At 57.0% G+C, this 26760-nt stretch carries 25 protein-coding genes and 1 pseudogene; 10 read left to right on the forward strand and 16 right to left on the reverse strand.

The genetic code is table 11. The features are described 5' to 3' along the window. Positions 1 to 16 precede the first annotated feature (16 nt). Positions 17 to 1912, forward strand: coding sequence for a nucleoside-diphosphate sugar epimerase/dehydratase (locus ASD54_RS24555; protein WP_062557230.1), 1896 nt, complete (start codon positions 17 to 19; stop codon positions 1910 to 1912). A gap of 14 nt (positions 1913 to 1926) precedes the next feature. Here ASD54_RS24555 and ASD54_RS24560 read toward each other — a convergent pair whose 3' ends face one another. The 4 genes from ASD54_RS24560 to ASD54_RS24575 form a co-directional block, all read right to left on the reverse strand. Next, entirely contained in the window at positions 1927 to 2673 is a 747-nt protein-coding gene (locus ASD54_RS24560; RefSeq protein ID WP_062557231.1) for a phosphatase PAP2 family protein, read from the reverse strand. Between the two features lie 490 nt (positions 2674 to 3163). After that, on the reverse strand, positions 3164 to 4276 hold the full coding sequence (gene leuB, locus ASD54_RS24565) for a 3-isopropylmalate dehydrogenase (RefSeq protein WP_062557232.1): 1113 nt from the start codon (positions 4274 to 4276) through the stop codon (positions 3164 to 3166). A 140-nt stretch (positions 4277 to 4416) separates the two neighbouring features. Next, a complete protein-coding gene (leuD, locus tag ASD54_RS24570) occupies positions 4417 to 5022 on the reverse strand; it encodes a 3-isopropylmalate dehydratase small subunit (protein ID WP_062557233.1) in 606 nt (201 codons plus the stop codon). Positions 5023 to 5337: 315 nt separating this feature from the next. After that, positions 5338 to 5571: a hypothetical protein gene (locus ASD54_RS24575; protein ID WP_062557234.1), complete on the reverse strand. Its 234-nt coding sequence runs from the start codon at positions 5569 to 5571 to the stop codon at positions 5338 to 5340. A 113-nt stretch (positions 5572 to 5684) separates the two neighbouring features. Between ASD54_RS24575 and ASD54_RS24580 the strand changes: the two genes are divergently transcribed. From ASD54_RS24580 to ASD54_RS24590, 3 genes are read left to right on the forward strand one after another with little or no spacing between them, the layout of a single operon-like run. Continuing rightward, positions 5685 to 6584, forward strand: a complete 900-nt coding sequence (locus tag ASD54_RS24580) for a CoA ester lyase (protein ID WP_062557235.1) — start codon at positions 5685 to 5687, stop codon at positions 6582 to 6584. Then, positions 6581 to 6787 carry a DUF1737 domain-containing protein gene (locus ASD54_RS24585; RefSeq protein WP_062557236.1) on the forward strand — a complete coding sequence of 69 codons (207 nt, stop codon included), beginning with the start codon at positions 6581 to 6583 and terminating at the stop codon, positions 6785 to 6787. Before ASD54_RS24580 ends, ASD54_RS24585 begins: the two co-directional genes overlap by 4 nt. Positions 6788 to 6809: 22 nt before the next feature. Beyond that, positions 6810 to 7442, forward strand: a complete 633-nt coding sequence (locus ASD54_RS24590) for a LysE family translocator (RefSeq protein WP_062557237.1) — start codon at positions 6810 to 6812, stop codon at positions 7440 to 7442. 16 nt (positions 7443 to 7458) lie between these two features. On the opposite strand, the gene ASD54_RS24595 is transcribed toward ASD54_RS24590, so the two are convergent. After that, on the reverse strand, positions 7459 to 7902 hold the full coding sequence (locus ASD54_RS24595; protein WP_062557238.1) for a metallopeptidase family protein: 444 nt from the start codon (positions 7900 to 7902) through the stop codon (positions 7459 to 7461). Positions 7903 to 8106: 204 nt separating this feature from the next. On the opposite strand from ASD54_RS24595, the gene ASD54_RS27360 reads away from it, so the two are divergent. The 5 genes from ASD54_RS27360 to bfr all read left to right on the forward strand — a co-directional run bounded on the left by ASD54_RS27360 (position 8107) and on the right by bfr (position 14787). Further along, the gene (locus ASD54_RS27360) at positions 8107 to 9024 is read left to right on the forward strand and encodes a hypothetical protein (RefSeq protein WP_062557239.1); all 918 of its coding nucleotides are present in this window, start codon (positions 8107 to 8109) and stop codon (positions 9022 to 9024) included. A gap of 7 nt (positions 9025 to 9031) precedes the next feature. After that, positions 9032 to 10495 (forward strand): DNA polymerase Y family protein, encoded by a 1464-nt coding sequence (locus ASD54_RS24605; protein ID WP_280139233.1) that lies wholly within the window; start codon positions 9032 to 9034, stop codon positions 10493 to 10495. Further along, positions 10492 to 13893: an error-prone DNA polymerase gene (locus ASD54_RS24610; RefSeq protein WP_062557241.1), complete on the forward strand. Its 3402-nt coding sequence runs from the start codon at positions 10492 to 10494 to the stop codon at positions 13891 to 13893. Before ASD54_RS24605 ends, ASD54_RS24610 begins: the two co-directional genes overlap by 4 nt. Positions 13894 to 14024: 131 nt before the next feature. After that, complete coding sequence (locus ASD54_RS27535; protein WP_062557242.1) at positions 14025 to 14336, forward strand: (2Fe-2S)-binding protein; 312 nt, start codon at positions 14025 to 14027, stop codon at positions 14334 to 14336. Continuing rightward, positions 14302 to 14787, forward strand: a complete 486-nt coding sequence (gene bfr, locus ASD54_RS24620) for a bacterioferritin (protein ID WP_062557243.1) — start codon at positions 14302 to 14304, stop codon at positions 14785 to 14787. Before ASD54_RS27535 ends, bfr begins: the two co-directional genes overlap by 35 nt. 53 nt (positions 14788 to 14840) lie before the next feature. Here the strand turns inward: bfr and ASD54_RS24625 are convergent, their stop codons facing one another. Further along, on the reverse strand, positions 14841 to 15800 hold the full coding sequence (locus ASD54_RS24625) for a quinone oxidoreductase (RefSeq protein WP_062557244.1): 960 nt from the start codon (positions 15798 to 15800) through the stop codon (positions 14841 to 14843). An 88-nt stretch (positions 15801 to 15888) separates the two neighbouring features. Here ASD54_RS24625 and ASD54_RS24630 point away from each other — a divergent pair, with 88 nt between their 5' ends. After that, positions 15889 to 16731 carry a LysR family transcriptional regulator gene (locus tag ASD54_RS24630; protein ID WP_062557245.1) on the forward strand — a complete coding sequence of 281 codons (843 nt, stop codon included), beginning with the start codon at positions 15889 to 15891 and terminating at the stop codon, positions 16729 to 16731. A gap of 6 nt (positions 16732 to 16737) precedes the next feature. On the opposite strand, the gene ASD54_RS24635 is transcribed toward ASD54_RS24630, so the two are convergent. From ASD54_RS24635 to obgE, 10 genes and pseudogenes are all read right to left on the reverse strand, one after another. Continuing rightward, the gene (locus ASD54_RS24635; RefSeq protein WP_062557246.1) at positions 16738 to 17265 is read right to left on the reverse strand and encodes an RNA pyrophosphohydrolase; all 528 of its coding nucleotides are present in this window, start codon (positions 17263 to 17265) and stop codon (positions 16738 to 16740) included. 12 nt (positions 17266 to 17277) lie between these two features. Then, positions 17278 to 18453, reverse strand: a complete 1176-nt coding sequence (locus ASD54_RS24640; protein ID WP_062557247.1) for a divergent polysaccharide deacetylase family protein — start codon at positions 18451 to 18453, stop codon at positions 17278 to 17280. A 75-nt stretch (positions 18454 to 18528) separates the two neighbouring features. Next, positions 18529 to 19908: a S41 family peptidase gene (locus tag ASD54_RS24645; RefSeq protein WP_062557248.1), complete on the reverse strand. Its 1380-nt coding sequence runs from the start codon at positions 19906 to 19908 to the stop codon at positions 18529 to 18531. After that, positions 19898 to 21265, reverse strand: coding sequence for a murein hydrolase activator EnvC (locus ASD54_RS24650; protein WP_244484847.1), 1368 nt, complete (start codon positions 21263 to 21265; stop codon positions 19898 to 19900). Before ASD54_RS24650 ends, ASD54_RS24645 begins: the two co-directional genes overlap by 11 nt. A gap of 108 nt (positions 21266 to 21373) precedes the next feature. Then, positions 21374 to 21856: a 23S rRNA (pseudouridine(1915)-N(3))-methyltransferase RlmH gene (rlmH, locus tag ASD54_RS24655; protein ID WP_062557250.1), complete on the reverse strand. Its 483-nt coding sequence runs from the start codon at positions 21854 to 21856 to the stop codon at positions 21374 to 21376. Positions 21857 to 21960: 104 nt separating this feature from the next. Further along, positions 21961 to 22406 (reverse strand): annotated as a pseudogene (rsfS, locus tag ASD54_RS24660) (ribosome silencing factor). Between the two features lie 66 nt (positions 22407 to 22472). Continuing rightward, positions 22473 to 23063 (reverse strand): nicotinate-nucleotide adenylyltransferase, encoded by a 591-nt coding sequence (locus ASD54_RS24665; protein ID WP_062557327.1) that lies wholly within the window; start codon positions 23061 to 23063, stop codon positions 22473 to 22475. Positions 23064 to 23103: 40 nt separating this feature from the next. Continuing rightward, positions 23104 to 24384: a glutamate-5-semialdehyde dehydrogenase gene (locus tag ASD54_RS24670; RefSeq protein WP_062557251.1), complete on the reverse strand. Its 1281-nt coding sequence runs from the start codon at positions 24382 to 24384 to the stop codon at positions 23104 to 23106. Then, positions 24377 to 25549 (reverse strand): glutamate 5-kinase, encoded by a 1173-nt coding sequence (gene proB, locus ASD54_RS24675; protein ID WP_062557252.1) that lies wholly within the window; start codon positions 25547 to 25549, stop codon positions 24377 to 24379. Before proB ends, ASD54_RS24670 begins: the two co-directional genes overlap by 8 nt. Position 25550: 1 nt before the next feature. Then, on the reverse strand, positions 25551 to 26612 hold the full coding sequence (gene obgE, locus ASD54_RS24680; RefSeq protein ID WP_062557253.1) for a GTPase ObgE: 1062 nt from the start codon (positions 26610 to 26612) through the stop codon (positions 25551 to 25553). Positions 26613 to 26760: the final 148 nt, after the last annotated feature.

The raw sequence follows: 26760 nt of genomic DNA on the forward strand, positions 1-26760 counted from the left end.
TCCCGCCGGATAGACGATGCTTCACTTTTTGCGCCACATCATCGAAAGCATGCCGCGCTTCTGGAAGCGAGTGATCCTGATCGGTTACGACTGTGCTGCGCTGATCATGGCGATCTGGGCAAGTTATGCCCTGCGCTATGCTGTCTGGGATCCGGTGTTGACGGACGAGCGCATCTTTCTCGCACTGGCAGCACCCATCATCGCCATACCGATCTTCATACGGCTGGGCCTCTACCGCGCTGTGCTGCGCTATTTGCCTGATACGGCCATCTGGACAATCCTCCAGGCCATGGCGGCAGCCACCATGCTCTGGATCCTTGTCGTCTTCATGCTGGAAATGTCCGGGCGCGGCGTCGTTCCCCGCTCGGTCCCGTTCTTCTATTTCGCGATCGGCACGACGCTCGTCGGCGGCTTCCGGTTTGCCGTGAAAGTTATCCTGAACCAGGGCACCGGCATGCGCCGGGATGAGCATCCGATTTTCATCTACGGTGCAAGCGCCTCCTCGGTACAGCTTGCAACCGCGTTGCGCGGCAATGGCAATCGATATGTCGTCGGATTGCTGGATGAGGATCCGAACCATCATGGTCGCGATCTTGGTGGATATCGCGTCTACAATCCGGCCAACTTGCCAAAGCTGATCGATCAATATGGCGTCGAGGAAATCATCCTCTCGCTGTCGTCGCTTTCGGCAGATCGGCGCAAGAGCGTGATCAGCAGCATCAGCGGTCTCGGCGTGAAGATCCGCACAGTGCCAGACATTACCGACCTCGTGGATGGACGCTATCTCGCCAACCAGATCCGTGAGATCGAGATCGACGAATTGCTGGGTCGCTCCTTCGTACCGCCGGATCCGAAGCTGCTCGGCAGGATCCTTGAAGATCGTACAGTGATGGTGACGGGCGCGGGCGGATCGATCGGATCGGAACTCTGCCGCCTCATCGTTCAATGGAAGCCGAAGGCTCTCATTCTCTTCGAAGCCAATGAGTATGCGCTTTACATGATCGACCAGGAACTGCAGGCGACAGGGCGCTGCCCCGTCATTCCGGTCCTGGGGTCCATCACCCATGAAGCGCGTGTGCGCGATGCCATTTGCCAGCACAAGGTGGATATTCTTTACCACGCGGCAGCGCACAAGCATGTGCCACTGGTCGAAGCCAATGCCATCGAGGGTATAGAAAACAACATCTTCGGAACAGCAACGGTTGCAAAGGTTGCCTTCGAGGAAAACATCGCAGACTTCGTCCTCATCTCGTCCGATAAGGCGGTTCGCCCAACCAATGTCATGGGCGCTACCAAGCGCTGGGCCGAACTCATCGTGCGCCAGATGGCGCTGAAGGCGCGGGAACTGGGTCGCGAGCAGAACTTCTGTGCGGTTCGTTTCGGGAACGTTCTGGGCTCGAATGGCTCCGTGGTTCCGCTGTTCAAGAAGCAGATCGCCAATGGTGGGCCCGTAACGGTAACCAATCCGGACATGCGTCGTTATTTCATGTCGATCCAGGAAGCAGCCGAACTCATCGTCCAGGCAAGCGCGCTATCACAGGGCGGCGATATCTTCCTGCTGGAAATGGGCGAACCGGTCCGTATCGGCGATCTGGCGGAGAACATGATCCGGCTGGCCGGGTTTGCAGTCAGGGACGCCAGGAACCCGGTGGGCGGAATTGAGGTCAAGGTGACAGGCAGTCGCCCCGGTGAAAAGCTTTTCGAAGAGCTGTTCTACGATATGGCAAACGCCATGAAGACCGAACATCCCAAGATCCTGCGTGCGGATTCCAGCGCCATTGCCAAACTGCCGCTCAAGGAAGCGCTGGACGACCTCTGCGACGCGGCCCGGCGTCGGGACGAAGACAAAGCCCGTGACATCCTGTTTTCGTTTATCGGCATGGATCCGGACAACGACCCGGCAAAGGCCTGATCCGCCTCATTCGATCATTTTATCGCGATCGGGTCTGGTCCACTGGTCAGGCGCAAGCCGCTGCGCGGGCGAGGGAAATCTCGCTCCATCTTCCTGAACAGCAATCCGTATCGCGCAAAAATGCTGGCAAACGACAGGGCAAACCAGGCTCCAAGAGCCAAGCCGGCAATGACGTCGCTTGGATAATGCGCCCCAACCATGACGCGGGAAAAGCCGAGCCAAAGCGCGAGAATCAGGATCGGGAGGCGCAAGATCGGAGCCAGAAGATAGATGCTCATCATGATGGCGCCGATGGTCGTGGCATGACCGGACGGGAAACTTGCATAAAGATGGCCGCCCTCGAACGGCGCAAACGTAAATGTGCTTTCGAGCGCCGGTCGCGTTCGCCCAATCAACCATTTCAAAAGATTGGCAGTCAGGCCTGAGATCGCGACCGTCAGAATCACGTAGCTTGCCGCCTGCATGACGAGGAAAGCGTTGTAGCGAATGCTACGGCAATCGACGGCTCGCAGATGTTTCAGCGCCTGCAGAAGCAGGACGCCCGCCACGGCAAAGATCCATCCCGAATTGCCGACTTCAGTAATGACTGTCCCGAAGGATTTGAGCTCCGAGTGCGTAGAGCGAAAAAAGCGGGCGACAGGCTCGTCGAAAACAAAAGCGGACAGAAGCGCGATATTTCCGCCCAGGATCAGCCACTCAGGATGATAATCGACTGGACTATGACGATGTCTGTTAGAACGCCGGACGATGGACTTGAGCATCGGGCCACCTCATCGCTGAAATTGGCCTGGGATACACTAGCTACGTAACAGCAGTTTGATGCCCTTCTCCCTATGTTAGAGCGGGGTTCGACCTGATTGAATCATTCTGCGGCCATGGATTTTCGTCAGGATCAAGGATTTTGCCGACGGGCATATCTGGATATACGTCCGAGGCGAAAGCCGAAGATAGTGGCGAAAATATAGGCCGCCCACCGGCCACGCCGCTTTGCCGAGGCAAAGCGACAAGCGTGTTCGGCACTTCAAATGCTTGCCGGATTGCAAAGCAATCCGGCGGGAGGATTAGCCGAAACCGGCCGTCCACTGTGTCGAAGGGCTTGGCCGTATGCGATAGCTACGACACGCGCCCTTCTCCTCGTGGAACGAACCGGTTTGGGCTAACAGAATTGATCCCATCAGATCGAACCCCGCTCTAAAATGCAAACGCCCTGCATCTGCAGGGCGTCGCAATCGTCGTAGATGAAAAATTCGCTCAGGCCGCGAGCGACTTGAACTCGGCCAGAATGGCATCGCCCATTTCGGCGGTGCCGACGCGTGTTGCGCCTTCAGCCATGATATCGCCAGTACGGATACCCTTGTCGAGGACGTTGGCAATAGCCTTTTCGAGGCGATCGGCTTCCGCAACCATGCTGAACGAATAGCGCAGGCACATGGCGAAGGAGGCAATCATGGCAATCGGGTTTGCAATGCCCTGACCTGCAATATCCGGCGCCGAACCATGTACAGGCTCATAAAGCGCCTTCCGCTTGCCGGTCTTGGGGTCCGGTGCCCCCAGCGAAGCAGACGGCAACATTCCGAGGGAGCCGGTCAGCATGGCGGCCACGTCGGACAACATGTCGCCAAAGAGGTTGTCGGTTACGATCACGTCAAACTGCTTCGGCGCACGAACGAGCTGCATCCCGCCGGCATCCGCCAGCATATGGTCCAGCTTCACATCGGAGAACTTCGCCTTGTGGGTCTCGGTCACAACCTGATTCCACAAAACGCCAGACTTCATGACGTTGCGCTTTTCCATGGAGCAGACGGCGTTCTTGCGCGTGCGGGCGAGTTCGAATGCGACCGACGAGATACGCTCGATTTCATAGGTATCGTAAACCTGCGTATCGATTGCGCGCTTCTGGCCATTGCCCAGATCTGTGATCGTCTTCGGTTCGCCGAAGTAAACGCCGCCCGTCAACTCGCGAACGATCAGGATATCGAGGCCTTCAACCAGCTCGGGCTTCAGGGAGGACGCATTGGCAAGTGCCGGATAGCAGATGGCCGGGCGCAGGTTTGCGAACAGTTCGAGATCCTTGCGCAGGCGGAGCAGACCGGCTTCCGGACGCACTTCGTAAGGCACCGCATCCCACTTCGGACCACCAACGGCACCGAAGAGAACGGCATCAGCTGCCATGGCCTTTGCCATGTCGTCCTCGGAAATGGCCGAGCCATGCGCATCATAGGCACAACCGCCGACCAGGCCTTCTTCAGTTTCGAAGCCCGTATTCATGGCTTCATTCATATAGGCGATGATCTTGCGAACTTCGGCCATGGCTTCCGGGCCGATACCGTCACCGGGAAGAAGGAAAAGCTTGTGAGACATCAATCATATCCTTGGCAAAAGCAGGCTCACCTCTGCGCTGCCGTCAGCCAGCGCTCCTCTCCTCACCTCGTCCGAGCCTGCCGCAGAACGAGAGCAAAAGAAAACCCGGTTCCTTGAGGAGCCGGGTTCATGTTCGATCAGTTTCAGAGCCAGGGGCGCTCGGCCTGTACCTTGCTCTCGAAGCTCGCGATTGCGGAATCGCTCTTCAGCGTGGTGGCGATATCATCGAGGCCTTCCAGCATGATGTGCTTGCGCGCGGGGTCGATGTCGAAGGTGATCTTGCCGCCATCCGGACCAGAGATTTCCTGCGCTTCCAGATCAACCGTCAAGACTGCGTTGGAGCCACGCGAGGCATCGTCCATCAGCTTGTCGAGATCATCCTGCGAAACGACGATCGGCAGAATGCCGTTCTTGAAACAGTTGTTGTAGAAAATGTCGGCGAAGGACGTGGAGATCACGCAGCGGATGCCGAAATCCAGCAGCGCCCATGGCGCATGCTCGCGGGAAGAGCCACAGCCGAAGTTATCACCGGCCACCAGGATCTTGGCATTTTCATACTGAGGCTTGTTGAGAACGAAGTCAGGGTTCAGCGAACCATCATCCTTGTAGCGGGCTTCAGCAAAGAGACCCTTGCCGAGACCGGTGCGCTTGATCGTCTTCAGGTAATCCTTCGGAATGATCATGTCCGTGTCGATATTGACAACGGGAAGCGGCGCAGCAACGCCGGTGAGCTTGACGAATTTTTCCATGATCTGCCTCCGCGAGACTTATAATTCGGAAGCTGCCATAGACCAAATTGCAGGGAATTTGAAGACCGGATTAACGTCAAACGGTACTAAAGCATGTCGCGCAAAAGTGTTCAGCGGTTTTGCGCTAACGACATGCGATAAAATAAAGAGTTAAAGCGTCATAAGCGGATATTAACAATCGCGACCCGCTTCAAAGCAGGGCCAAACAGGCGCGTCGCGCAAAAGTGTCAGACAATTGCACCTCTGCGATAGGCCCGGGGGCATATTCCCGAGAGGCACTCCACTCAAGCGCCTCATCAACAAGCTGCTTAGATTTCAGAGATCGATGATGGTGCCTCGGCCATCGTTCCAGACACGCATTTCGAACTGGGTAGATTTTGCCTTGGCGCGCACAGGTGCGGGTTTGAGGCGAGGCGTCATGGCTTTCACCACGGTAAAGACGGCCAACATTCCGGCAAAGGCGAGCGTTAGGGACGCTGTCAGCACAACAAGTGTACCGATCGCAGCAATACCGACCAGACCATAGAGGAGTGCACGAATGTTCTGCATGATATTCAAAGCCTTTCTTCTGTGGGAAATGTGGGCCTTAATCTTGAGTCTTGCAAGGGCTTTTGCATTTCTGCGCTATTGCATCGCATCACAAAGATTGTCACAAAGTTGCGATGACTGAACGTGCCTCTTCTCTTCCCGTTCTGCACCGATCTCTCCTCAGCGTTCCTGCCTCGAATCAGCGAGCGCTGGAAAAGATTCGCATGCTCGAATGTGATGGTGTGATCCTCGATCTGGAGGATTCCGTGGCAGTCGAACAAAAAGCTGCTGCCCGCGACAATCTGCGTCAGTTCTTTTCGGCAGGACGAATTGCTGATTGCCTCACCATCATTCGCGTCAATCCGCTAGCTTCGGAGTTTGGAGCGGAAGATATCGCTCTCGTGCGAGAATTAGTGCCGGATGCGGTTCTCATTCCCAAACTGGAAACCCTCGCAGAGCTCGAGGCCTGTGAGACGCTACTCGCCGCTACGTCGCCCTCGCTTGAAATATGGGGCATGATGGAGACGCCGAAGGGCATCCTGAATGCGGGGATGCTGGCTGCCGCCCGCCGTGAAATCGCCCCAAGACTTCAAGGCTTCGTGGTGGGGCTGAACGATCTGCGCAAGGAAACACGCGTTCTGCCGAAGCCCGGCCGGGCCTACCTTGTTCCTTGGCTCATGCAGGTGGTGCTGGCCGCCCGCGCCCACGGCCTCACCGTCATCGACAGCGTATTCAACGATTTTCGTGATGGCGAAAACTTCGAGAACGAGTGCCTGCAAGGCCGTGAAATGGGATTCGATGGCAAGATGCTGATCCATCCTGCCCAGATCGAACCGGCAAACCGGCATTTCGGTCCTTCTGAACAGGAACTCATTGAGGCGCGCATGATTCTGGACGCCTTTGCAAAGCCGGAAGCGTCTCAACTCAATGTCATCAACCTCGATGGCCGAATGATCGAGCGGCTGCACCTTGAACAGGCAGAGCGATTGATCAACCAAATGCACATCATTGAACGAAGAAAGATGAAAATATGAAAGTCTATCGCTTCCTGACCGGACCAGACGATTCCAGCTTCTGTCATCGCGTGACCGATGCCCTCAACAAGGGCTGGGAACTTTATGGCTCGCCATCCCATACGTTCAACGCCGCAGAGAACAAGCTTTACTGCGGTCAGGCAGTTGTAAAAACGGTAGAGGGTAAAGAATATGATCCAAGCATGAAGCTGGGTGAGCAATAATATTATAATGAATGGAGTGCTAATGCCTGATATTTTAACTCTATCTACATTTGCACTTATTGCCTTGGGCATGGTTCTGACACCCGGCCCTAATATGGTGTACCTGATTTCGCGCTCGATTTGCCAGGGGCCGAAAGCAGGACTCATTTCTCTCGGCGGCGTGGCGCTCGGCTTCATATTTTACATGCTGTGCGCGGCATTCGGTATAACGGCCATCGTCATGGCCGTTCCTTATGCCTATGATGCGCTGCGGATTGGCGGAGCGGTCTATCTGCTTTATCTGGCATGGCAGGCGGTAAAACCGGGCGGCAGATCGCCATTTCAGGTGAAGGACCTGCCGCAGGATAGCCCAGGCAGATTGTTCGCCATGGGCTTTGTGACCAATCTTCTCAACCCGAAGATCGCCGTCATGTATCTTTCGCTGCTGCCGCAATTCGTCCAGCCCGATCATGGGAGCGTGCTCATACAATCGCTAGCACTTGGAACGACGCAGATCATGATCAGCATTACAGTGAATGCTATGATTGCACTCGCAGCAGGATCCATCGCAGGCTTTCTATCCCGCCGGCCAAGCTGGCTGGTTGTTCAACGCTGGCTGATGGGGACAGTCCTGGCAGGCCTTGCCATTCGCATGGCGACGGAAGCCCGTCGATAAGATGGGACCAGGCTAATCAGCCGGTACGATCCGCTGCCTCGTCTGCGCTTTCCTCGATGCGCTCCATATCATCGTCACTCAAGCCGAAATGGTGGCCGATTTCGTGGATGAGAACATGGGTGATGATATCGCCCAGCGTCTCGTCATTTTCAGCCCAGTAGTCAAGGATAGGGCGACGATAGAGGCGGATGCGGTTGGGAAGCTCACCCGTTTCCATGGTGAAGCGTTCAGAAATTCCACGTCCTTCAAAGAGACCCAGAAGATCGAAAGGCGTTTCCAGCGCCATATCCTCAAACACTTCATCATCAGGAAAATCTTCGATCTCAATGATCAGGTTCGTCGTCAGCGCACGAAATTCTTCCGGAAGATTGCCATAGGCCTCGATTGCCAGCGACTCGAAAGTGCTGATGGTTGGGGCGTGGCGATCCCGCCAATCATCTGTCTGGTCAACACGGGCCATAACTGCTCCTTTTCTCGACCCCATATAAGGTTTTCTCAAAAAATTTTCGAGTGCGGATTCAATCACCACCTGCATGAGTCGGTGAAACTGGTTACCAGCCCCGTTGACTCTTGCCGCGACCTCTGGAATCCATAAGAACATAACATGAACATATGATCTCTTCAGGCGTTATACCGAGGAGATCCAAGCGATGGAGCTGACGTCATGGCGAAAAACGCCTTGGCGCAGGAGACTGTTTTTGCCCTGCGCGAAACGATTGCCCGGTTGGAAGGCAAATCCCTTCCGGCACTGGCCGCCGCCCAGGCAAGCCATGCCGGACATCCGGCAGGTGGCGACGAGGCCCGGATCAGGACGGGAGTGGATTTCCTGGATGAAGCTTTGGACGGCGGTCTGCCTTGTGGCGGGATCACCGAACTGCGCAGTGACGGTCTACGTCATGCAGGCGCTCTGTCCGGCTTTGCCATGGCGCTTGGATGCCTGTTCCAGAAGGCTGAAAATCGCCCACTGCTGTGGATTTCAGATCGCATGACCGCCAGTGACGCCGGTCTGCCCTACCCAATCGGGTTGAAACGCTTTGGCCTGTCCATCCACCGGTTCCTGCATGCGGCACCGAACCGGCTGGAAGACGCCCTGTGGCTTGCAGAAGCCGCGCTTTCAAGCGGCATCTTTGCCGCAACCTTTTTTGAAGTGCGCGGAAACCCTGCCCACTTCGGCTTGACCGAAAGCCGACGATTAAGCCTGCGGGCAAAGGCAGCAGGACGTCCGCTTCTGATCTTGCGACATGGGGGAGAGGAAGAGGCATCCAGCGCCCTTTTCCGTTTCCATGTCGAACCCTCCCTCGCCTCCCCTCGTCGCCTGCCAGATGGATCGATGCTTGGCGGCAGCATCGGTTCATCCGTCTTCCATCTAACTTTGGAAAAGAGCCGCAATGCGGCCCCGCTTTCCCTGCATCTGGAGTGGAACCATCATGACCGCCGTCTCATCGCCCTCGACCCGACAGAACACGCTCTTTCGTTCGAACGGCCGACAGCGCATTCTGGCGCTTCACTTCCCAAGGCTCTCGACAGACAGGATCCTGCGCCGCCGCTGGGGGCTGTCCTGGCGTTCGACCGGGCGTCCTGAAGACATCATTTTCGTCTGCGCCGGCCGGCGGGAAAACGCCATGCGTCTGACCGCACTGGATTCGCATGCTGAAACCGTGGGGCTGAAGCGAGGGCAGGGGCTGGCGGAAGCGCGCGCCATCCATCCTGCTCTTGTCATGGTGGAAGAAGATGAAGCAGCGGACAAACGCTTTCTGGAAGCCCTGGCGGACTGGTGTGACCGCTACACGCCTTTGGTGGCACTGGAAGGCAGGGATGGCCTGTTCCTGAACATCACTGGCTGCGCGCATCTTTTCGGTGGTGAAGAGGCCATGCTGCGGGAAATCCTGCTGCGGCTGGAGCAGATGGGACTGGAGGTCAAAGGTGCCATCTCGTCCGCTCCGGGTCTTTCGTCGGCCGTCGCCCGTTTCGATGCAAGCCGAATTATCGGTGAGGATGAGCATGAACGCATACTGGCGCCCTTGCCGCTCGCAGCTCTGAGGATTGATGATGCAACCGTGCAAGGGCTCGCCAAGCTTGGCCTGAAACAGGTTGGCGATCTGCTGGAGGCCCCACGCGCACCCCTGGCACGACGTTTCGGGACACAGCTTCTTCTGCGGCTGGATCAGGCCTTGGGTCTGGATGACGAAGCCATATCCCCTCGCCGACCCGTAGCGCATCTTTCCGCTGAAAGACGTCTCGCCGAGCCCGTTCAGGCGGAGGACGACATTCTGGAACTCACCTCTCAGGTGGCGCAAAGCCTCAAACCGGGGCTGGAGGCAAGAGGTGCAGGTGGGCGCGTCTTCGAACTGGTTCTGTTTCGGGTCGATGGCAAGGTCTTTCGGCTGAAGGCGGGTGCCTCTCGGCCCTTAAGGGATGCTGCTCGTATTGCCAAACTCTTTGCCGAACGGCTGAAAGGTGTTCACGATGATCTGGATGCGGGCTTCGGTTTTGAGCTCCTGCGGCTGAACGTGCTGCGTCACGAGGTTTTTGATCATGCCCAGAAGGATTTCGAAGGCGAGGATGAAAGGCATTTATCACTTGCAGATTTCGTGGATCAGGTTTCGGCCCGCTTCGGCCCCGAGTGTCTTACGGCCTACCAATTACGAGAGAGCCATATTCCGGAGCGCGCTATCCTTTCCGTGCCAGCCCTCAGCCATATCTTCAAACCGGTGCCGATACCGGAAGCAGCACCGTTGGTAGAGAATGCTCTTATCGGCAAAGAGCGTCCCTTGCGCCTGTTCCGCCATCCGGAGCCACTGGAGGCCTATGCCGTGGATGTACCGGATGGCCCACCCATCCGTTTTCGCTGGCGCAGGCTGACGCATAAGGTTTGCCATGCGGAAGGGCCTGAACGCATTGCCGCCGAATGGTGGCTGGAAGGTGAGGACGCGCCGACGCGGGATTACTTCCGGCTGGAATGCGAGACGGGTCAGCGCTTCTGGGTCTATCGCCAGGGGCTCTATGACCAGATCGCCAATCCAAGCTGGTACATGCATGGCATTTTCGCATGAGACCGGATACGCCTGCCTTCTGCGAGATTGGTGCTCGCACCAATTTTTCCTTTCTGGAGGGAGCATCCCATCCGGAGGAAATGGTACAGGCTGCGGCTGAACTCGCGAAAACAGGCGAGCTCAAAGGTCTTGGCATTGCCGACCGCAATTCTGTGGCAGGCGTTGTGCGTGCCCATGCGCAACTACGGGATCTGCCAGAGGATACGGAATTGAAGGTACAGCCGGGTTCGCGGCTTGTCTTCAGCGACGACACACCCGATGTCCTGGCATTTCCATTGAACAGGAAAGGATGGGGCAATCTTTGCCGTCTGCTGAGCGCTGGTAACTTGCGCACGGAAAAGGGAAGCTGCCTGATCTATCTCGAGGATCTTCTGGAATGGGGAGACGAGATGATGTTGGCTATTGTGCCGGATCGCCCCCTGCTGGAGGATGCACAAAAGGCCTCTGACTTCCCTGCCCTTCTGGATCGTCTCAAAACTCGCTTCGGCGACCGGCTCTATATGGCGCTTGTTCCGGACTATGACGGACTTGATACATTCGCCTTTGCCAGTTTCGCGCAATGGGCAGCGAATGCCCGCATTCCCTTGATCGCCACGAACCAGCCGCTTTACCATCATCCCAGCCGCAGACCGCTATCGGATGTCGTGACGGCCATCCGCGAACATGTCACGGTTCAGGAAGCGGGATTTCGCTTTGCAGCCAATGCAGAACGCTATCTGAAGACCGCGCGTCAACTGGCTGCAGTGTTCCGACACTATCCGCAGGCGGTTTCCAATAGCGTGCGATTTTTCTCACAACTCACCTTTTCATTGCGGGAGTTGAAGCACAACTATCCGGAGGAGAGGATCAATGGCGAGACACCTTGGGAAACCCTGCGGCGCCTGACCTATGAGGGTGCTCGCGAACGCTTTGGCGGCACCATCCCGCCCAAGGTTGAAAGACAAATTCAGGAAGAACTGGCCCTGATTCTGGAGAAGAAATATGCGCCCTATTTCCTGACGGTGCGCAATATCATGGAATTCGCCCGTTCTGAAGACATCCTCTGTCAGGGTCGCGGTTCCGCCGCCAATTCCACTGTCTGCTATTGCCTGCGCATTACCGATGTCGACCCAGACCAGAACAAGCTGCTGTTTGCCCGATTCCTTTCGACAGAACGCGATGAACCGCCGGACATCGATGTGGACTTTGAACATGCACGGCGTGAGGAAGTCATCCAGCACATCTACAAAACCTACGGCAAGGAGCATGCAGGGCTTGCCGCAGCGGTGACAAGTTACAGGACCAGATCTTCGGGCCGCGAGGTTGCCAAGGCATTTGGCCTTTCGGAGGACGTGCAATCTGCCCTTTCCAGCACCGTCTGGGGCTGGTCGACAGAAGGTCTCTCTGAGCGGGATGCCAAAAATGCCGGGCTTGATGCACAAGACCCCCTGACCCGGCGCGTGCTGGATTACGCTCGACAACTCATGGACTTCCCCCGCCATCTGACCCAGCATGTCGGCGGCTTCGTGATTACACGCGATCGGCTGGATGAAGTGGTACCCATCATGCCGACAGCCATGCCGGACCGCTACATGATCGAGTGGAACAAGGACGATCTCGACACACTCGGCATTCTGAAGGTTGATGTTCTGGCGCTCGGCATGCTGACCTGTCTCGCCAAGGCATTTCATTTGCTGAAAAGCCATTATGGACAGGAGAAATCGCTGCCCGAGATCCTCAAGGATCATCGTTCCGAGGTCTATGACATGATTTGCCGGGCCGACACGATCGGCGTCTTCCAGATCGAAAGTCGGGCACAGATGAGCATGCTGCCACGCCTGCAACCTCGCAAGTTCTACGATCTCGTGATTGAGGTCGCCATCGTTCGTCCGGGACCAATCCAGGGAGATATGGTTCACCCCTACCTCAAACGGCGGGAAGATGAACGCCACGGACGTGAGATTGAATATCCGAGTGTTGAATTGAAGGACGTTCTGGAACGCACGCTGGGTGTGCCACTGTTTCAGGAACAGGCGATGCAGATTGCCATCGTCGCAGCAGAGTTCTCCCCAAGCGAGGCAGACAAGCTGCGCCGTGCCATGGCCACCTTCCGCCGCACCGGCACCATTCATCACTTCCGTGACAAGATGGTCAGCAAGATGATCGAGCGTGGCTATGATCCAGGCTTTGCGGAGCGCTGCTTCAGCCAGATCGAAGGCTTTGGCGAATATGGCTTTCCGGAAAGCCATGCCGCATCCTTCGCACTTCTGGTTTATACCTCATGCTGGTTCAAGGCCTTCTATCCGGACGTATTCCTGACCGCCATTCTGAACTCACAGCCCATGGGTTTCTACGCGCCTGCCCAACTGGTGCGCGATGCCCGGGAGCATGGCACTACCGTTCTTCCGGTCGATGTGAATTTCTCCGATTGGGACAGCATTCTGGAAGGCGGTAAGGGCTATGATCCGCGAATGCTGAGCCTCCAGCACGCGGATATGCGACAGGTAATCCGTTCGAAATATAGCGTCAGGCTTGGTTTCCGGCTGATCAAGGGGCTACCGGAAAAGGAAATCATCGATAAGCTCATGCCGAACCGGGGATCCGGTTATCGCTCGATCCGGGATCTCTGGCTGCGATCCGGCATGAACCGCGCCAGTATCGAGCGCCTTGCCGAGGCGGATGCGTTTAGGTCCATGGGGCTGGATCGCCGTCAGGCTCTCTGGGAGGTGCGCGCGCTGGATGCTCGCAATGCCAGTGAAAACCTGCCGCTTTTTGAACATGCCATCCGTGACGGCACCCTCAAGCGGGATGATCTTCAGCAGGAGCCGGATTTCGAACTTCCGGAAATGCCTCCAGGCGAACAGGTGATTGAAGATTACCGCAGCCTGACCCTCTCCCTGAAGGCGCATCCCATAACCTTTCTACGAAACGAACTCGTCAAGCGACGCATCATTCAGATGCGTGACCTGCTGACGGCACCGAAAAACAGGCGTGTGGAAATTGCGGGGCTGGTGCTTATCCGGCAAAGGCCCGGAACCGCCAAGGTCATCTTCATGACGCTGGAGGATGAAACAGGTGTGGCAAATGCCATTATCCGCCCGAAAATTTTCTTACGCTTCCGTTCCGTTGTCATGGCGGCGCGTCTCGTGCGTATTCGGGGCATGTTGCAACGAGAGAGCGGGGTCATTCACGTGATCGCCGATGAGATCGAAGACATGACCCATATGTTGGGCCTGCTGCAGGCAGAGAAGCGACGGTTTGGTTTGTGCGAGCGCGTCGATGAGGTTTTGCGCCCAACGGCGGACCATCGCGACCGGCCACGCAGACCCATGCCCGAGGCTCTTTCAACGGTTAAAGGAGAAGCTTCCCCTCAACATCCCAATGCCGAGGTCCCGCCCAAAGGACGCAATTTTCATTGAAGCCAAGCCGCAGATAGCAATCCAGTCTCACAAGAAAGAGAGCAGATGCGCCGTCTGCCATTTTTTGTTGACATTCATCGTCCGCTTTATAAAAGAGGATATCGAATGTCATGTTTGATGGCTGAAACAGCATGCTTGTCTGTAGTTGCAATTACATTACCGATCGGGAAATCAGGGACGTGATCAACGGTCTCCTCGACGAGGACTGTTGGCAGCTCATTGTGCCTGCAAAAGTCTATCACGCCATGCAGAAGCGCGGCCGGTGCTGCGGATGTTTTCCCAATGTGGTTGACCTGATTATCCGTACAACCGAAGAATATCATGCTGCTCACCACTCGACGGAAGCAGATGTCATCGACTATATGTCTCGCTTGAAACAATTCCACGAGGAAAACAGGAGAGCGGACATTGAAAGGCGACAAAAGAGTCATCGAGCGGCTTAATGAGGCCCTCTTTCTAGAACTAGGCGCCGTAAATCAGTACTGGCTACATTATCGCCTCCTGGAAGACTGGGGCTATACAAAGCTAGCCAAGAAAGAACGCGCTGAGTCCATTGAAGAAATGCAGCACGCCGACAAGCTTGTTGCTCGCATTATCTTCCTTGAGGGTCATCCGAATCTGCAAACACTTGCTCCGCTTCGCATCGGCCAGAACGTTCGCGAAGTTCTGGAGGCAGATCTTGCCGGTGAATACGATGCGCGTACCGCCTACAAGGCATCGCGCGATATCTGTCACGAAGCTGGCGACTATGTTTCCATGAAGCTTTTCGAGGAACTGCTGATCGATGAGGAAGGTCATATCGACTTCCTCGAAACGCAGCTTGAGCTTCTCGGCAAGATTGGCGAAGAAAAGTATGGTCTGCTGAACGCAGAATCTGCGGACGCTGCCGAATAATATTTTCAAGATTTCAAAAGCCGGGTGTGAACAAACGTCCGGCTTTTTTGATGTCACGATCTGAAGACTGCTGCGCCTGTGATCATTCCCGCTTCCAGATCACGATGCCCTGCCACGGCATCCGTCAGTTCATAGGTTCGGGACGGAGTGTCCAGCACACCCGCCTCCATCTTTTCCAACACCGCCATCACGGCCGGCCGGTAAGCCGCCTCATTGGCCGTAAAAGCCATGACGCTCGGTCGTGAAAATGCGTTTGATCGAAGAGCACTCAACGGAACGGCAGGCGGCGCACCGGCGACCTGGCCAATATTTGCCGTCATTCCAAAGGGTCGGACAGAGGCAATCGTCTTGGCGAGCGTCGCTCCCCCGATACCGTCGATTGCCAGGTGAACGCCCTGGCCACCCGTCAATTTTTCGACTTCCACGGCAAGGTCCACATCACGTCCCACGATTACATGATCCGCGCCAGCCTGCCTTGCCAGTTGCGCCTTTTCCAATGAACTGACCGTACCGATCACCTCGGCGCCAAGAGACTTCGCCCACCGCACCAGGATCGTACCGAGACCACCTGCGGCCGCATGAACCAGTATCACCATGCCCGCAGAGACAGGGTAGACTTTGTGCAGCAGCATGAATGCGGTCAACCCGCGTAACAATGTACTGCCGGCCAGATCGAAATCCAGCGAGTCCGGAAGTTTGACGGCTCGCCATGCAGGCAGGAGTCGCGTCTCGGCATAGGCACCAACGACCCCAGCATAGGCGACCCGATCACCAACCTTGACGTTTGTGACATATTCACCGACCGCTTCTACCACCCCCGCTCCTTCTACACCTGGTACGGCAGGCAAAGGCAAAGGGTAGATCCCCCGGCGATGATAGACATCCACGAAATTCAGACCAATAGCAGAATGTCGAATCCGGATTTGATCAGCCCCGGGATCTTCGAGTTCCACGTTCACTTCCTGCAGAACATCGGCTTCACCCGTCTGAGCAAACTGAATGGCATAGGACATGTCGCTTCTCCTTTGACAGGCACTATACGCACACTGAGCACTGTGCAAAATTCGCGAAATCAACACATGAATTGTGAGAAAGTGCACAATGAATTGGGATGACCTTCGTCACTTCGCCGCTTTGTGTTCAGAGGGCAGCCTTCTGGGTGCAGCAAAGGCACTCGGCACCGAACATGCGACAGTCTCGCGCCGGATCGAAGCCCTGGAAAAGAAAACCGGTCTTAAACTGGTCGACAGACGAGGACGTCGTCTCCAACTCACCAATGATGGACAACGCATAGCGACACTCGCAATGCGAATGCGGGATGAAGCAGATGGCATCCAGCGCATACTGCGTGGCAAGCGGGATGAAATTGCAGGGGAAGTCACCATATCAGCGCCGCCAGCGCTTTCCGTTTGCGTGATCGCTCCTTGCCTCGCCTCGCTTGCAAATCGCTATCCGCTTTTGACAGTGCGGCTTTTGGCGGAAACCAGGCAGGCGTCTCTCAATCGTCGTGAGGCGGACATCGCCGTGAGACTGTCTCGCCCGGTCGAAGGAGATCTTGCATTGGTGAAACTGATGGAAGTCATCTTCAGGCCCTATGCCAGTATTCACCTGATAGACAAAATGAATAGTCGCGATATGCCATTGATCGGATCTGATGGCGATGTGCGAGATTCACCTCAGCAGCAGGCTCTTGAGCAAATTGCCCATGGCCGACCCTATACTTTCCGCTCCAGCGACGTGATGGTACAGTTCGCCCTCGCCAAGGCCGGTGCCGGTATCGCAATGCTACCGGATTTCCTCGCCCCGGAGCAGCATGGCCTCTTCAGCGTTGATCCTGATGCCAAGCCACTGGTGCGTGAGGCGTGGCTCGTAATCCATAACGATCTTAAAAATTCAGGTCCTGTCAGAGCGGTTGTTGACCATTTGCGGCAGTCCATCGGTTGAGAATGATCAACCTTTGCTGCCTGCCAAATCGCTGAACGCGGCAACAACCTCTATATAGGCCTTTTTCTTGAACGAGACGATCAGTTCAGGCAGGTCGGCCATCGGCTTCCATGCCCAGGCGTCGAATTCCTGATGCTGGCCCGCTGGCGGGTGCTCGATATTGATCTCCGACTCATCGCCTTCGAAGCGGAACGCAAACCAGCGTTGCTTTTGCCCGCGATATTTCCCCTTCAGACCAATACCGATGAGATGGCTTGGAAGATCGTAATGGATCCAGTCGGGAGCCTCTCTCAGCAAAGAGACAGACCGAATGCCTGTTTCTTCGAACAATTCGCGGTAGGCTGCTTCCAGATGGTCTTCGCCCTTGTCGATACCGCCTTGCGGCATCTGCCAGAGCTGTGGCGAGCCATCGGACTCACTATTGTCTTCAGAAAGCCTGCGACCCACCCATACGAGTCCCTCGCGATTCAGCACCATGACACCGACGCAGGGGCGGTACGGAAGCTCGTCCGCAGACACTGGCTTCTTGCTCATGATAGCTCCTTCTCATTCCGACTTATCTGACACGAGGGACGCAACCCCCACGATCTCGATACCGCGCCCTTGCGCTTCTTTGGCCCATTCCGCAACTGCATCGATTGTCTCGTCGAAAGCCGAGCCCATACCGATGGCGGTCCCCTTTCGTTGCGCGACGCGCTCCAGTTCATCCAGTTTTCGGAGGATGGCCTGGCGATCCAGCTGTCCATCTATGGTGATATCGGCAAAGGCATAGGGGGCATCCAAGGGTTTGGCCACCTTTTCCGTAACCGTGCGGGCGGAAGATCCGTCATCCAGAAACAGAAGGCCTCTCTTTGCCGTATCGCGCAAAACCGGTTCCACGGCAGACGGGTTGGAGAGATAGCCGGCGCCGAGATAATTGACGATCCCCGTGTAATTGGTGATCTTGCCCATGGCTTCATGAAGCCGGCTCAGATTGGCTTTGGTGCCGTCCGCCGTGACGAGGGTCAACGGGCCGGGATCATTTGCCGGATAATCAAGGGGTTCCATCGGAATTTGTATCAGAAGCTCGTGTCCTTTGCGGCGCGCCTCCTGCATCCAGCGCTGAAGGCTATTGCCGGAAGCCGCGAATGCAAAGGTTATCTCACCCGGAAGATCTTCAATGGCGCGCTGTGTACCCGTCTGGCTGAGCCCGAGCCCACCGATCACGATCGCAATCCGCGTGCCGCGCGCACCCGACCAGAGCCGCGCATATTGCTCCATCGGACGAAGACCATCATGGCCCTTGATTGGCAATTTCCCGAAGGGACTATCCTCGAGCAAATCCTCATTCGGCAAGGTTGCCATGCGAGGATCCTGACCGAAACGCTGGGCATTGATGATGAGCGGCCCCTCGCCCGGCCTCGAACGTGGTGTGATCTTGGTGATGATCGAACCGTCATCCATGAGACTACGTTCGATATTTGCGCCCGCTTGCCCGTTTGTCTGAAGCTGTTTCTGATCAGGCCGCTGCGTCGGTGGGGCCGGTTCGGCAGGGGGAACCGCGACGGTTACTTCCGTGGCGGGAGCCTGCTCCAGCTTTTGCGCTCGCATGGCATAAAACGACAAACCAAGCAGGCCGCTTCCGAACACGAGAGCAGCAAACATTGCTGTCAGGCCGCCGGATCTGGAACGACCAGGCTTCTTTCTATTCTGCCCGAGAGGAGCGCGAAGATCTGTCCCCACCGGATCGTTCCGCCTTGACACTATTCTTGGAAGAAAGAGCCACCCTCCAGCGTGCCGGAGGGTGGCTTGATGCGATTAAGGCTTGGCCGGAGCCGGTGCGGGCTTGGCTTCTGCGGGTTTTGCATCCGCAGGCTTTGCCTGAGCAGCCTTCTGCTGCTGCGGCGGGAAGGATGGGTCCGACTTATTCCCGCGCAGAAGATCGAGCGCATAGGTCAACTGCACGTCATCCTTGGCTTCCGGCGGAACGTAAGCCGCGGAACCCGAGCCCTCATCGGTCTCATTCTGGCCCTGGATATGGCCCGGCAGGCTCGATTCACCCTCGGTGCGCAACTTGCCCTGCAGTTCCGCAGGCAGAGGCTGATCGACCTTGATGTCCGGCTGGATGCCCGTACCCTGGATCGACTTGCCCGAAGGAGTGTAATACAGCGCCGTCGTCAAACGGAGGGCACCGGCTTCACCCATCGGAATAATCGTCTGGACAGAACCCTTGCCGAAGGACCGGGTACCGACCACCGTTGCTCGCTTCAGATCCTGAAGAGCGCCGGCGACGATTTCGGAGGCCGAGGCCGAACCGCCATTGACGAGCACGATAACCGGCTTGCCATCGGTCAGGTCGCCCGGACCAGCATTGAAGCGGCGGGTTTCCTCGGGATTGCGGCCGCGCGTGGAAACCACTTCGCCGCGTTCCAGGAAGGCATCGGAAACGTTGATGGCCTGATCGAGCAGACCGCCGGGATTCAATCGAAGGTCAAGCACGTAGCCCTTCAGCTGATCGGCAGGAACCTGCGCCTTGATCTTCTTGATGGCCTTCTCGAGGTCGTCATAGGTCTTCTCTGTAAAGGAGATCACACGCAGATATCCGACATTCCCACCTTCGATGCGCGACTTGACAGCCTGTACGGCGATGATGTCACGAACGACAGTCAGTTCGATCGGCTTGTCAGCGCCCTTGCGCAGGATCGTCAGCTTGATCGGCGTGTTGACCGGACCGCGCATCTTCTGCACAGCATCTTCCAGCTTCAAGCCGCGAACAGGCTTTCCGTCGATTTCGGAGATGAAGTCACCAGCCAGAACACCGGCCTTTGCGGCAGGCGTATCGTCAATCGGCGTGATCACCTTGACGAGTTCATTTTCCATCGTGACTTCGATACCAAGGCCACCGAATTCACCCTTGGTCTGGACGCGCATATCAGCCGCATCCTTGGCGTTCATGTAGCTGGAATGCGGATCGAGCGACGACAACATTCCGTTGATCGCATTCTCCACCAGCTTCTGCTCGTCCGGCGGCGTCACATACTGAGCACGCACACGCTCGAAGACATCGCCAAAAATAGATAGCTCACGATAGGTCGAAGACCCTGCGGCCTGGGCAGGCACGCCAGCAGAGTAGACGACGCTCATGGCCGTGGCGCCGAGCAGCGCCCCGACGATGACAAGTGAAGCCCTACGAATCATTTCGTGCCCTTCCAGTTTCTTTAACGGCCCACCACGGCTTCGAATCGATCGGGTTGCCGTCCTTTCGGAATTCAATGTAAAGCGTCGGTCGATCCGTTTCCAGCGCCAACGCGGTTGCGCTTGCCACTCTTTTCTCACCCATTGTGGCAATGGGCTCACCAGAGAATACGAACATTCCCGGTTGAACGTTCACTTTGTCCATTCCAGTCATGACGAGGTGGTAGCCCTCGCCCGCATTCAGGATAATCATCTGACCATAACTGCGGAAGGCTCCGGCGAAAACCACCGTTCCATCGGCTGGGGCTGTTACCACAGCACCGGCGCTGGAGGCGAGTGTCAATCCGCGGGCTGGGTGGCCCGTACCATCGGGGTCACCAAACGACCGAAGCAGATCACCCTCAACCGGATAGGCAAGTTTCACCTTGAGGCTGGCGAATGGATATGCGGGGGCAATGCGGTTTTTGTCGGGCACACCGTTTTCAGCCAGCTGACGTGCCCTCTCGCGCTCTTCCGCCGTCAGTTGCTTTTGCCGTTCTTCCTCACGTTTTGCCCGTTCCATGGCAAGGCGAACCGAGGAAATTTCGCTCTCGAGCGACTGAATAAGCCCCTCAAGATTGGTCGCTTTTCCGGCAAGTTCCTGGGCCTTACGTCTTTCCTCCGCAAGGCTGGCCGATTTGACAGCATTCTGCTTGGCATTTTCCTCCAGCAGCAACGCTATGCGTCGATCTTCCTCGAGGCCGGCCTGAATGGCGGCACTGGCCTTGCCACGCTCATCCGCCACATCGCGTTGAACATCGGCCAGGCCTTGCAGATCGGCCATAAGCTTTTCAGCTTGAACCCGCATGCCCGGCACGACCGCGCCGAGAAGAATAGCGCTGCGCACCGAGCCCAGGGCATCCTCGGGGGAAACGAGCAGAGCAGGAGGCGGATTGCGTCCCATGCGCTCGAGCGCACCTAAGACTTCGGCGAGCACGCTGCGTCGCTCTCTCAGCGATGCACGGATAGTCTCCTGCTTTATCTTAAGGTCGGTCAGCTTTTTCTCGCTTGTCTGAACCTTTGCCTCATAGTCCTTGCGACGCGTAGCGGCGTCAATAAGAGCCTGCCGAAGGGACGCGCTCGTCTTGTCCAGATCGGCAATCGCAGCTTCGATCGATCGAGCCGCATCCGTCGACACTGACATGGTCTTCGACAGGGCCTCCAACTCAGCGCGGGTCTGGTCGCGCTTCGACTGAAGGACGTCAATTGGTAAGGATGAGGTAGAAGGCTCTGCGGACGGGGAAGGAGGAGCCTGCTGGGCAACGGCAATGCCCGCATTGCCACAGGCCAACAGAATAGCCGTGCCTAGCGAAATTGCCACTCTAGATGTCGCTTGCCTGACCAGCATCTGTACCCGTCAAAAGATCAATCCGGCAAAGCTAGACTGATTTGGTAAATAGAACCAGAAACAAGATCGTGTTCTTGTTGGTCAGACGCGGTGATAGGGATGGCCGGAAAGAATGGTCACGGCGCGATAGAGCTGCTCCGCCACTAGAATCCGCACCAATTGGTGCGGCCACGTCATGGTACCGAGATTGATGATTGCATCTGCACGATCGTAGAGAGCAGGATCCAGTCCATCCGCCCCGCCGATTGCCAGCAGCATTTCGCGTTTTCCCTGATCCCGAAACTTCCCGAGAAGGTTCGCGAACGTGGGACTGTCGAGCGATTTTCCCCGCTCATCGAGAAGGACAAGCACTGCACCGTCGCTCAGGCTCTTTTCAAGAAGCCCGGCCTCTTCCCGCTTACGCGTTTCAGCGCCTGATGCGCGGCTCTCGTTAACCTCGATCACACGACCAAGTTCCAGGCTGACCCCAGGACCAGCCTTGGCAAAACGGTCGAGATATCGCGCCGCAAGTTCCTTTTCAGGGCCGGACTTCAGTCGCCCGACCGCAAAGAGGCCAATCTTCATGGATTCTATCCGTTCAAGGCCGATCAATGTACCGCCTGCCACGCTCGCGGGCGCGACAACAGCATCACTTCATCGGCAGCGACCGGATCTCAATCCATTGTCGCTTAGTGGCGTGTCTCTTCCTCGTCCGGAGCAGCCCACATCTTTTCGATGTTGTAGAACTCCCGGATTTCTGGCCGGAACACATGGACGATCACATCGCCGGTGTCAATCAACACCCAATCGCCTGCCTCAAGCCCTTCGACGCGGGCGGGGCCGAAGCCCTCGTCCTTCAGGTCGCGGAGCAAGTGGTCGGCGATTGCCGAGACATGCCGGTTCGATCGCCCTGTGACGACGACCATGTAGTCGCCAAGCGCAGACTTTCCAGCAATGTTGATGGAGACGATATCTTCGGCTTTGGAGTCCTCAACGCTGGCGAGGACCAGTTCAAGAGCACGGGCGGCAGCATCGGCGCCACGTTCCAGGCTCTTCGGAGGAACGCGAGACGTTCTTCCCTTAGCATGTACTGTTGTCAGGGTTTTTCCTTTCCTCAATGACAGAACAGGCACATCCGCGAATCCGTTTCGATGGGGTCCGCACTATGAAGGTGGCACTGAATGGTTAATCTTTCAAGGCATCAGTTTCCTGGCGTACCTTGACGGATAGCTGTCGAACTGAGGCTTGATCGGGGCCCATGGATAAAGGTCCAGCGGGGCGGCGTTCTATGTGCCAGAATACCTGCATCGGATTCATCGATACGCGAGTGGCTGAGAGCCCTTGCAGCGGGCGACGACAGAAAAGACAAGGTAGCACCCGGCCGGTCTATGACAGCAATCGGCAGGCTTGCAGCGATGTGCCGCCACCTCTGCCATCGATGAAACGTCTTGAGACTATCCGCCCCCATGATCCAGACGAAGTGTACGCCCGGATTGCGCGACAAAACGTGGTCGATGGTTTGAGCCGTGAAACCTGTCTGAAGGCGTTCCTCGAAAGCAGTAACGCGGATGCGGCGGTTTCGCGTCAGTTCCTCACTGAGACGGATCCGCTCCTCGAGAGGCAAGAGGATCGAACGGCTTTTCAGGGGATTGCCCGGCGTGACCATCCACCAGAGTTGATCAAGCCGCAATTGCTTCAGTGCGATTTCGGCAACAAGCCTGTGGCCGTCATGCGGCGGATTGAAAGATCCCCCGAAAAGGCCCACCACCATGCCGCGCTCCACATGCGGCATGGTCAGATACGACTGAAGCGCGACCTCTACCGTCACCAGTTCAGGGCCGGATCTGGCCGGTGCCGTGCACCCGGTACTTGAAAGACGTCAACTGCTCCACCCCAACCGGACCACGGGCATGCATCTTGCCTGTGGCGATGCCGATCTCGCCGCCCATACCGAATTCGCCTCCATCGGCAAACTGGGTCGATGCATTGTGCAGGAGAATCGCGGAGTCGATCTCATTGAAGAAGCGCGCAACAACCTGCGGATCTTCAGCAATCACAGCTTCCGTATGGTTGGACGAATAGGTGTTGATGTGTTCGATCGCGCCATCGATACCATCCACTAGCTTCACGGAGATAATGGCTTCGAGATACTCGGTCCGCCAGTCTTCCTCACTTGCAGCCTTAAGCCCCTCGATCTGGGCGCTCACCTCTTCCGAGGCCCGGACTTCGCATCCCTTCTCGATGAGAGCCGAAAGGATCGGCTGCAAATGTGTCGCGGCTACCGCACGATCGACCAGCAGGGTTTCGGCGGCACCACAGATGCCGGTACGGCGCATCTTGGCATTCACGACCACCTTGACGGCCATATCGAGATCCGCAGAGGCGTCCACATAGATGTGGCAGAGCCCTTCAAGATGGGCGAAGACCGGCACGCGCGCCTCTGTTTGCACACGCGCCACCAGACTTTTGCCACCGCGCGGTACGATGACATCCACCGCACCATTCAGACCGGAGAGTAGCGCCCCAACCGCGGCACGATCGGCAATCGCCACCAACTGTATGGAGTCTTCCGGCAAGCCTGCTGCGCGAAGCCCTGCGGAAAGGCAGCGATGGATCGCTTGCGATGAATTAAGCGAGTCTGATCCGCCCCGCAGAATGACAGCATTGCCAGCCTTCAGGCACAATGCACCTGCATCGGCGGTCACGTTCGGTCGGCTTTCGTAGATGACGCCGATCACGCCGAGCGGCGTGCGCACGCGCTCGATTTTCAATCCGTTAGGACGCTCCCAATCCGCAATCACATTGCCAACCGGATCGGGCAGGGCTGCAATAGCCCGCAGCCCCTCGGCCATTTCGGTTACACGCTTTTCATTCAACGTCAGACGATCAATGAACGACGGCTGCAAACCCTTGTCTGCCACGGCCTCCAGATCGAGGGCATTGGCCTCCAGAATTGTTGCTACAGATGAAAGTATCGCATCGGCAGCGGCGTTCAGCGCTCCGTTCTTCTGATCTGTCGAAGCAACGGCAAGTTTGCGGGCAGCCAAGCGGGCGCGTTCGCCCATTGCCAGCATCAGCGTATCGATATCGCTCGATTGCACCTTGTCAAGCATTGGCAGCATCCTCCCGTACGGCTTCATTTTCATTGGCAATCATGCCGGTGATGACGAGATCATCCCGATGCACCATGGCTGCGCGTCCGGCATAGCCCAGGATTTGCTCAATCTCGCCGGATTTACGGCCAGCGATCTGTCGCGCCTCATCGGCATCATAGCTCACCAGTCCACGCGCTATTTCACGGCCTGACACACCGATCACAGCAACTGTGTCCCCGCGGCTGAACTGTCCGCTAATGGACCGGACACCGGCAGGAAGCAGGCTCTTGCCGGAAGCGAGCGCTTTTTCAGCACCAGCATCAACGGTAAGTTCACCGGCAGGCTGAAGCTGCCCGGCAATCCAGGTCTTTCGTGCCGTCACGGGCGTTCCGGATGGCGCGAAGAATGAGGAGCGCGCGCCGCTTTCGATAGCCTTCAAAGGATGCGCAGTCTTGCCGGATGCGATGATCATGCCGCAACCGGCAGCGGTCGCGATCTTGCCCGCATCGATTTTTGTGCGCATTCCACCACGCGACAGTTCTGAGGCCGCGCCGCCGGCCATGGCCTCGATCTCCGCTGTGATCGCGGGTATGACGGGCAGGAACTGGGCGTTCGGATCGAGATGCGGCGGGGCGGTATAAAGCCCATCGATATCCGAGAGAAGGATCAACAGGTCCGCACCGGTCATGGTGGCCACACGCGCCGCCAGCCGGTCGTTATCGCCGTAGCGGATTTCGGACGTGGCGACCGTATCGTTCTCATTGATGATCGGCACAGAACCGAGCTTTAGCAGTTGGTTGATCGTCGCACGCGCATTCAGATAGCGGCGACGTTCTTCGGTATCGCCCAGCGTCAGGAGGATCTGCCCGGCGATGATGTCATCGCGCGACAGACTTTCTGACCAGGCGCGCGCCAGTGCAATCTGACCGACTGCGGCAGCCGCCTGGCTTTCCTCCAGCTTCAAGGCGCCGCCGGGAAGCTCGAGGACCGTCCGTCCCAGTGCAATAGCACCCGAAGATACCACGAGAACATCAATGTTTTTGGCCCGCAAAGCGGCAATATCGGCGCAAACCGAATCCAGCCATTCCTTCTTGAGACCCGACTTGCGATCGACCAGCAAAGCAGAGCCAATCTTGATGACGATGCGGCGATGTTTTGCGATAGGCTTGCGCTGCAGTGTCATCTCAGGCGTCATCCTCGTCGGTATCGGCATCATCTGCATGGTGCTGACTGCGGTCAGGAAGGGCTGTCTCTCCAGCCGATTCCACAATCACATCACGCAGTGCGCGTAGCGCCTCGGTCATACCCATATGGGCAGCGGCGGAGAGAAGAAGCGGAGGCTTTCCGCACGCCTTCTGCAATTCCTTCGCCTTCTTCTTGATCTCGGCCTGATCAAGAACATCGATCTGCGAGAGGGCTACGATTTCCGGCTTGTCCTCCAGGCCGCCGCCATAGGCGTTCAACTCGTGCTTCACAGTCTTGTATGCCTGTCCGACATTTTCCTCCTGCGCCGACACCAGATGCAGAAGAACGCGCGTCCGCTCCACATGGCCCAGGAAGCGATCACCCAGACCAACACCTTCATGGGCGCCATCGATCAAACCGGGAATGTCGGCCAGGATGAACTCACGTCCATCAATCGTCGCAACGCCGAGGTTGGGGTGCAGTGTCGTAAAAGGGTAATTGGCGATCTTAGGCCGAGCGCGCGTTACCGTTGCCAGAAAGGTAGACTTGCCGGCATTGGGCAGGCCGACCAGACCGGCGTCGGCAATCAGCTTGAGACGGAGCCAGATGGTCTTTTCCTGACCGGGAAGACCGGGATTTGCCCAGTCGGGCGCCTGATTCGTGGAAGATTTGAAGTATGCGTTGCCGAAACCGCCATTGCCGCCCGCAGCGAGGCGAAAGCGCTGCCCCTCCGTGACCATATCGATGATCAGCGTCTCATTATCTTCCTCGAAGATCTGCGTTCCCACCGGAACCTTGAGGGTGACGCTCGCACCGTTTGCGCCGGTACGGTTACGACCCATGCCGTGAATGCCGGTGCCCGCCTTGTAATGCTGCTGGAAACGGTAATCGATCAGCGTGTTGAGGCCGTTGACCGCCTCGACCCATACGTCGCCACCGCGACCGCCATCACCGCCGTCCGGGCCACCAAACTCGACGAACTTCTCACGCCGGAAGGAAACTGCACCTGCGCCACCATCGCCGGAGCGGATAAAGACTTTTGCTTCGTCGAGGAACTTCATGATGTTTTGAGCCGTCTTCTCGGAGTTGAATGGGTATGCAGGAAAATGTGCTGTTTTCGTTATCGCTGCTTGGCGGTGAGGTCAAAGCCTATCGCGTCATCAGCTTGATTTGCACCCGGCGAGGCAGTTATTTTGTCTCGCCGGGGCG

This window comes from Rhizobium sp. Root149, assembly GCF_001427345.1.
Taxonomy (GTDB): Bacteria; Pseudomonadota; Alphaproteobacteria; order Rhizobiales; family Rhizobiaceae; genus Neorhizobium; species Neorhizobium rhizoryzae.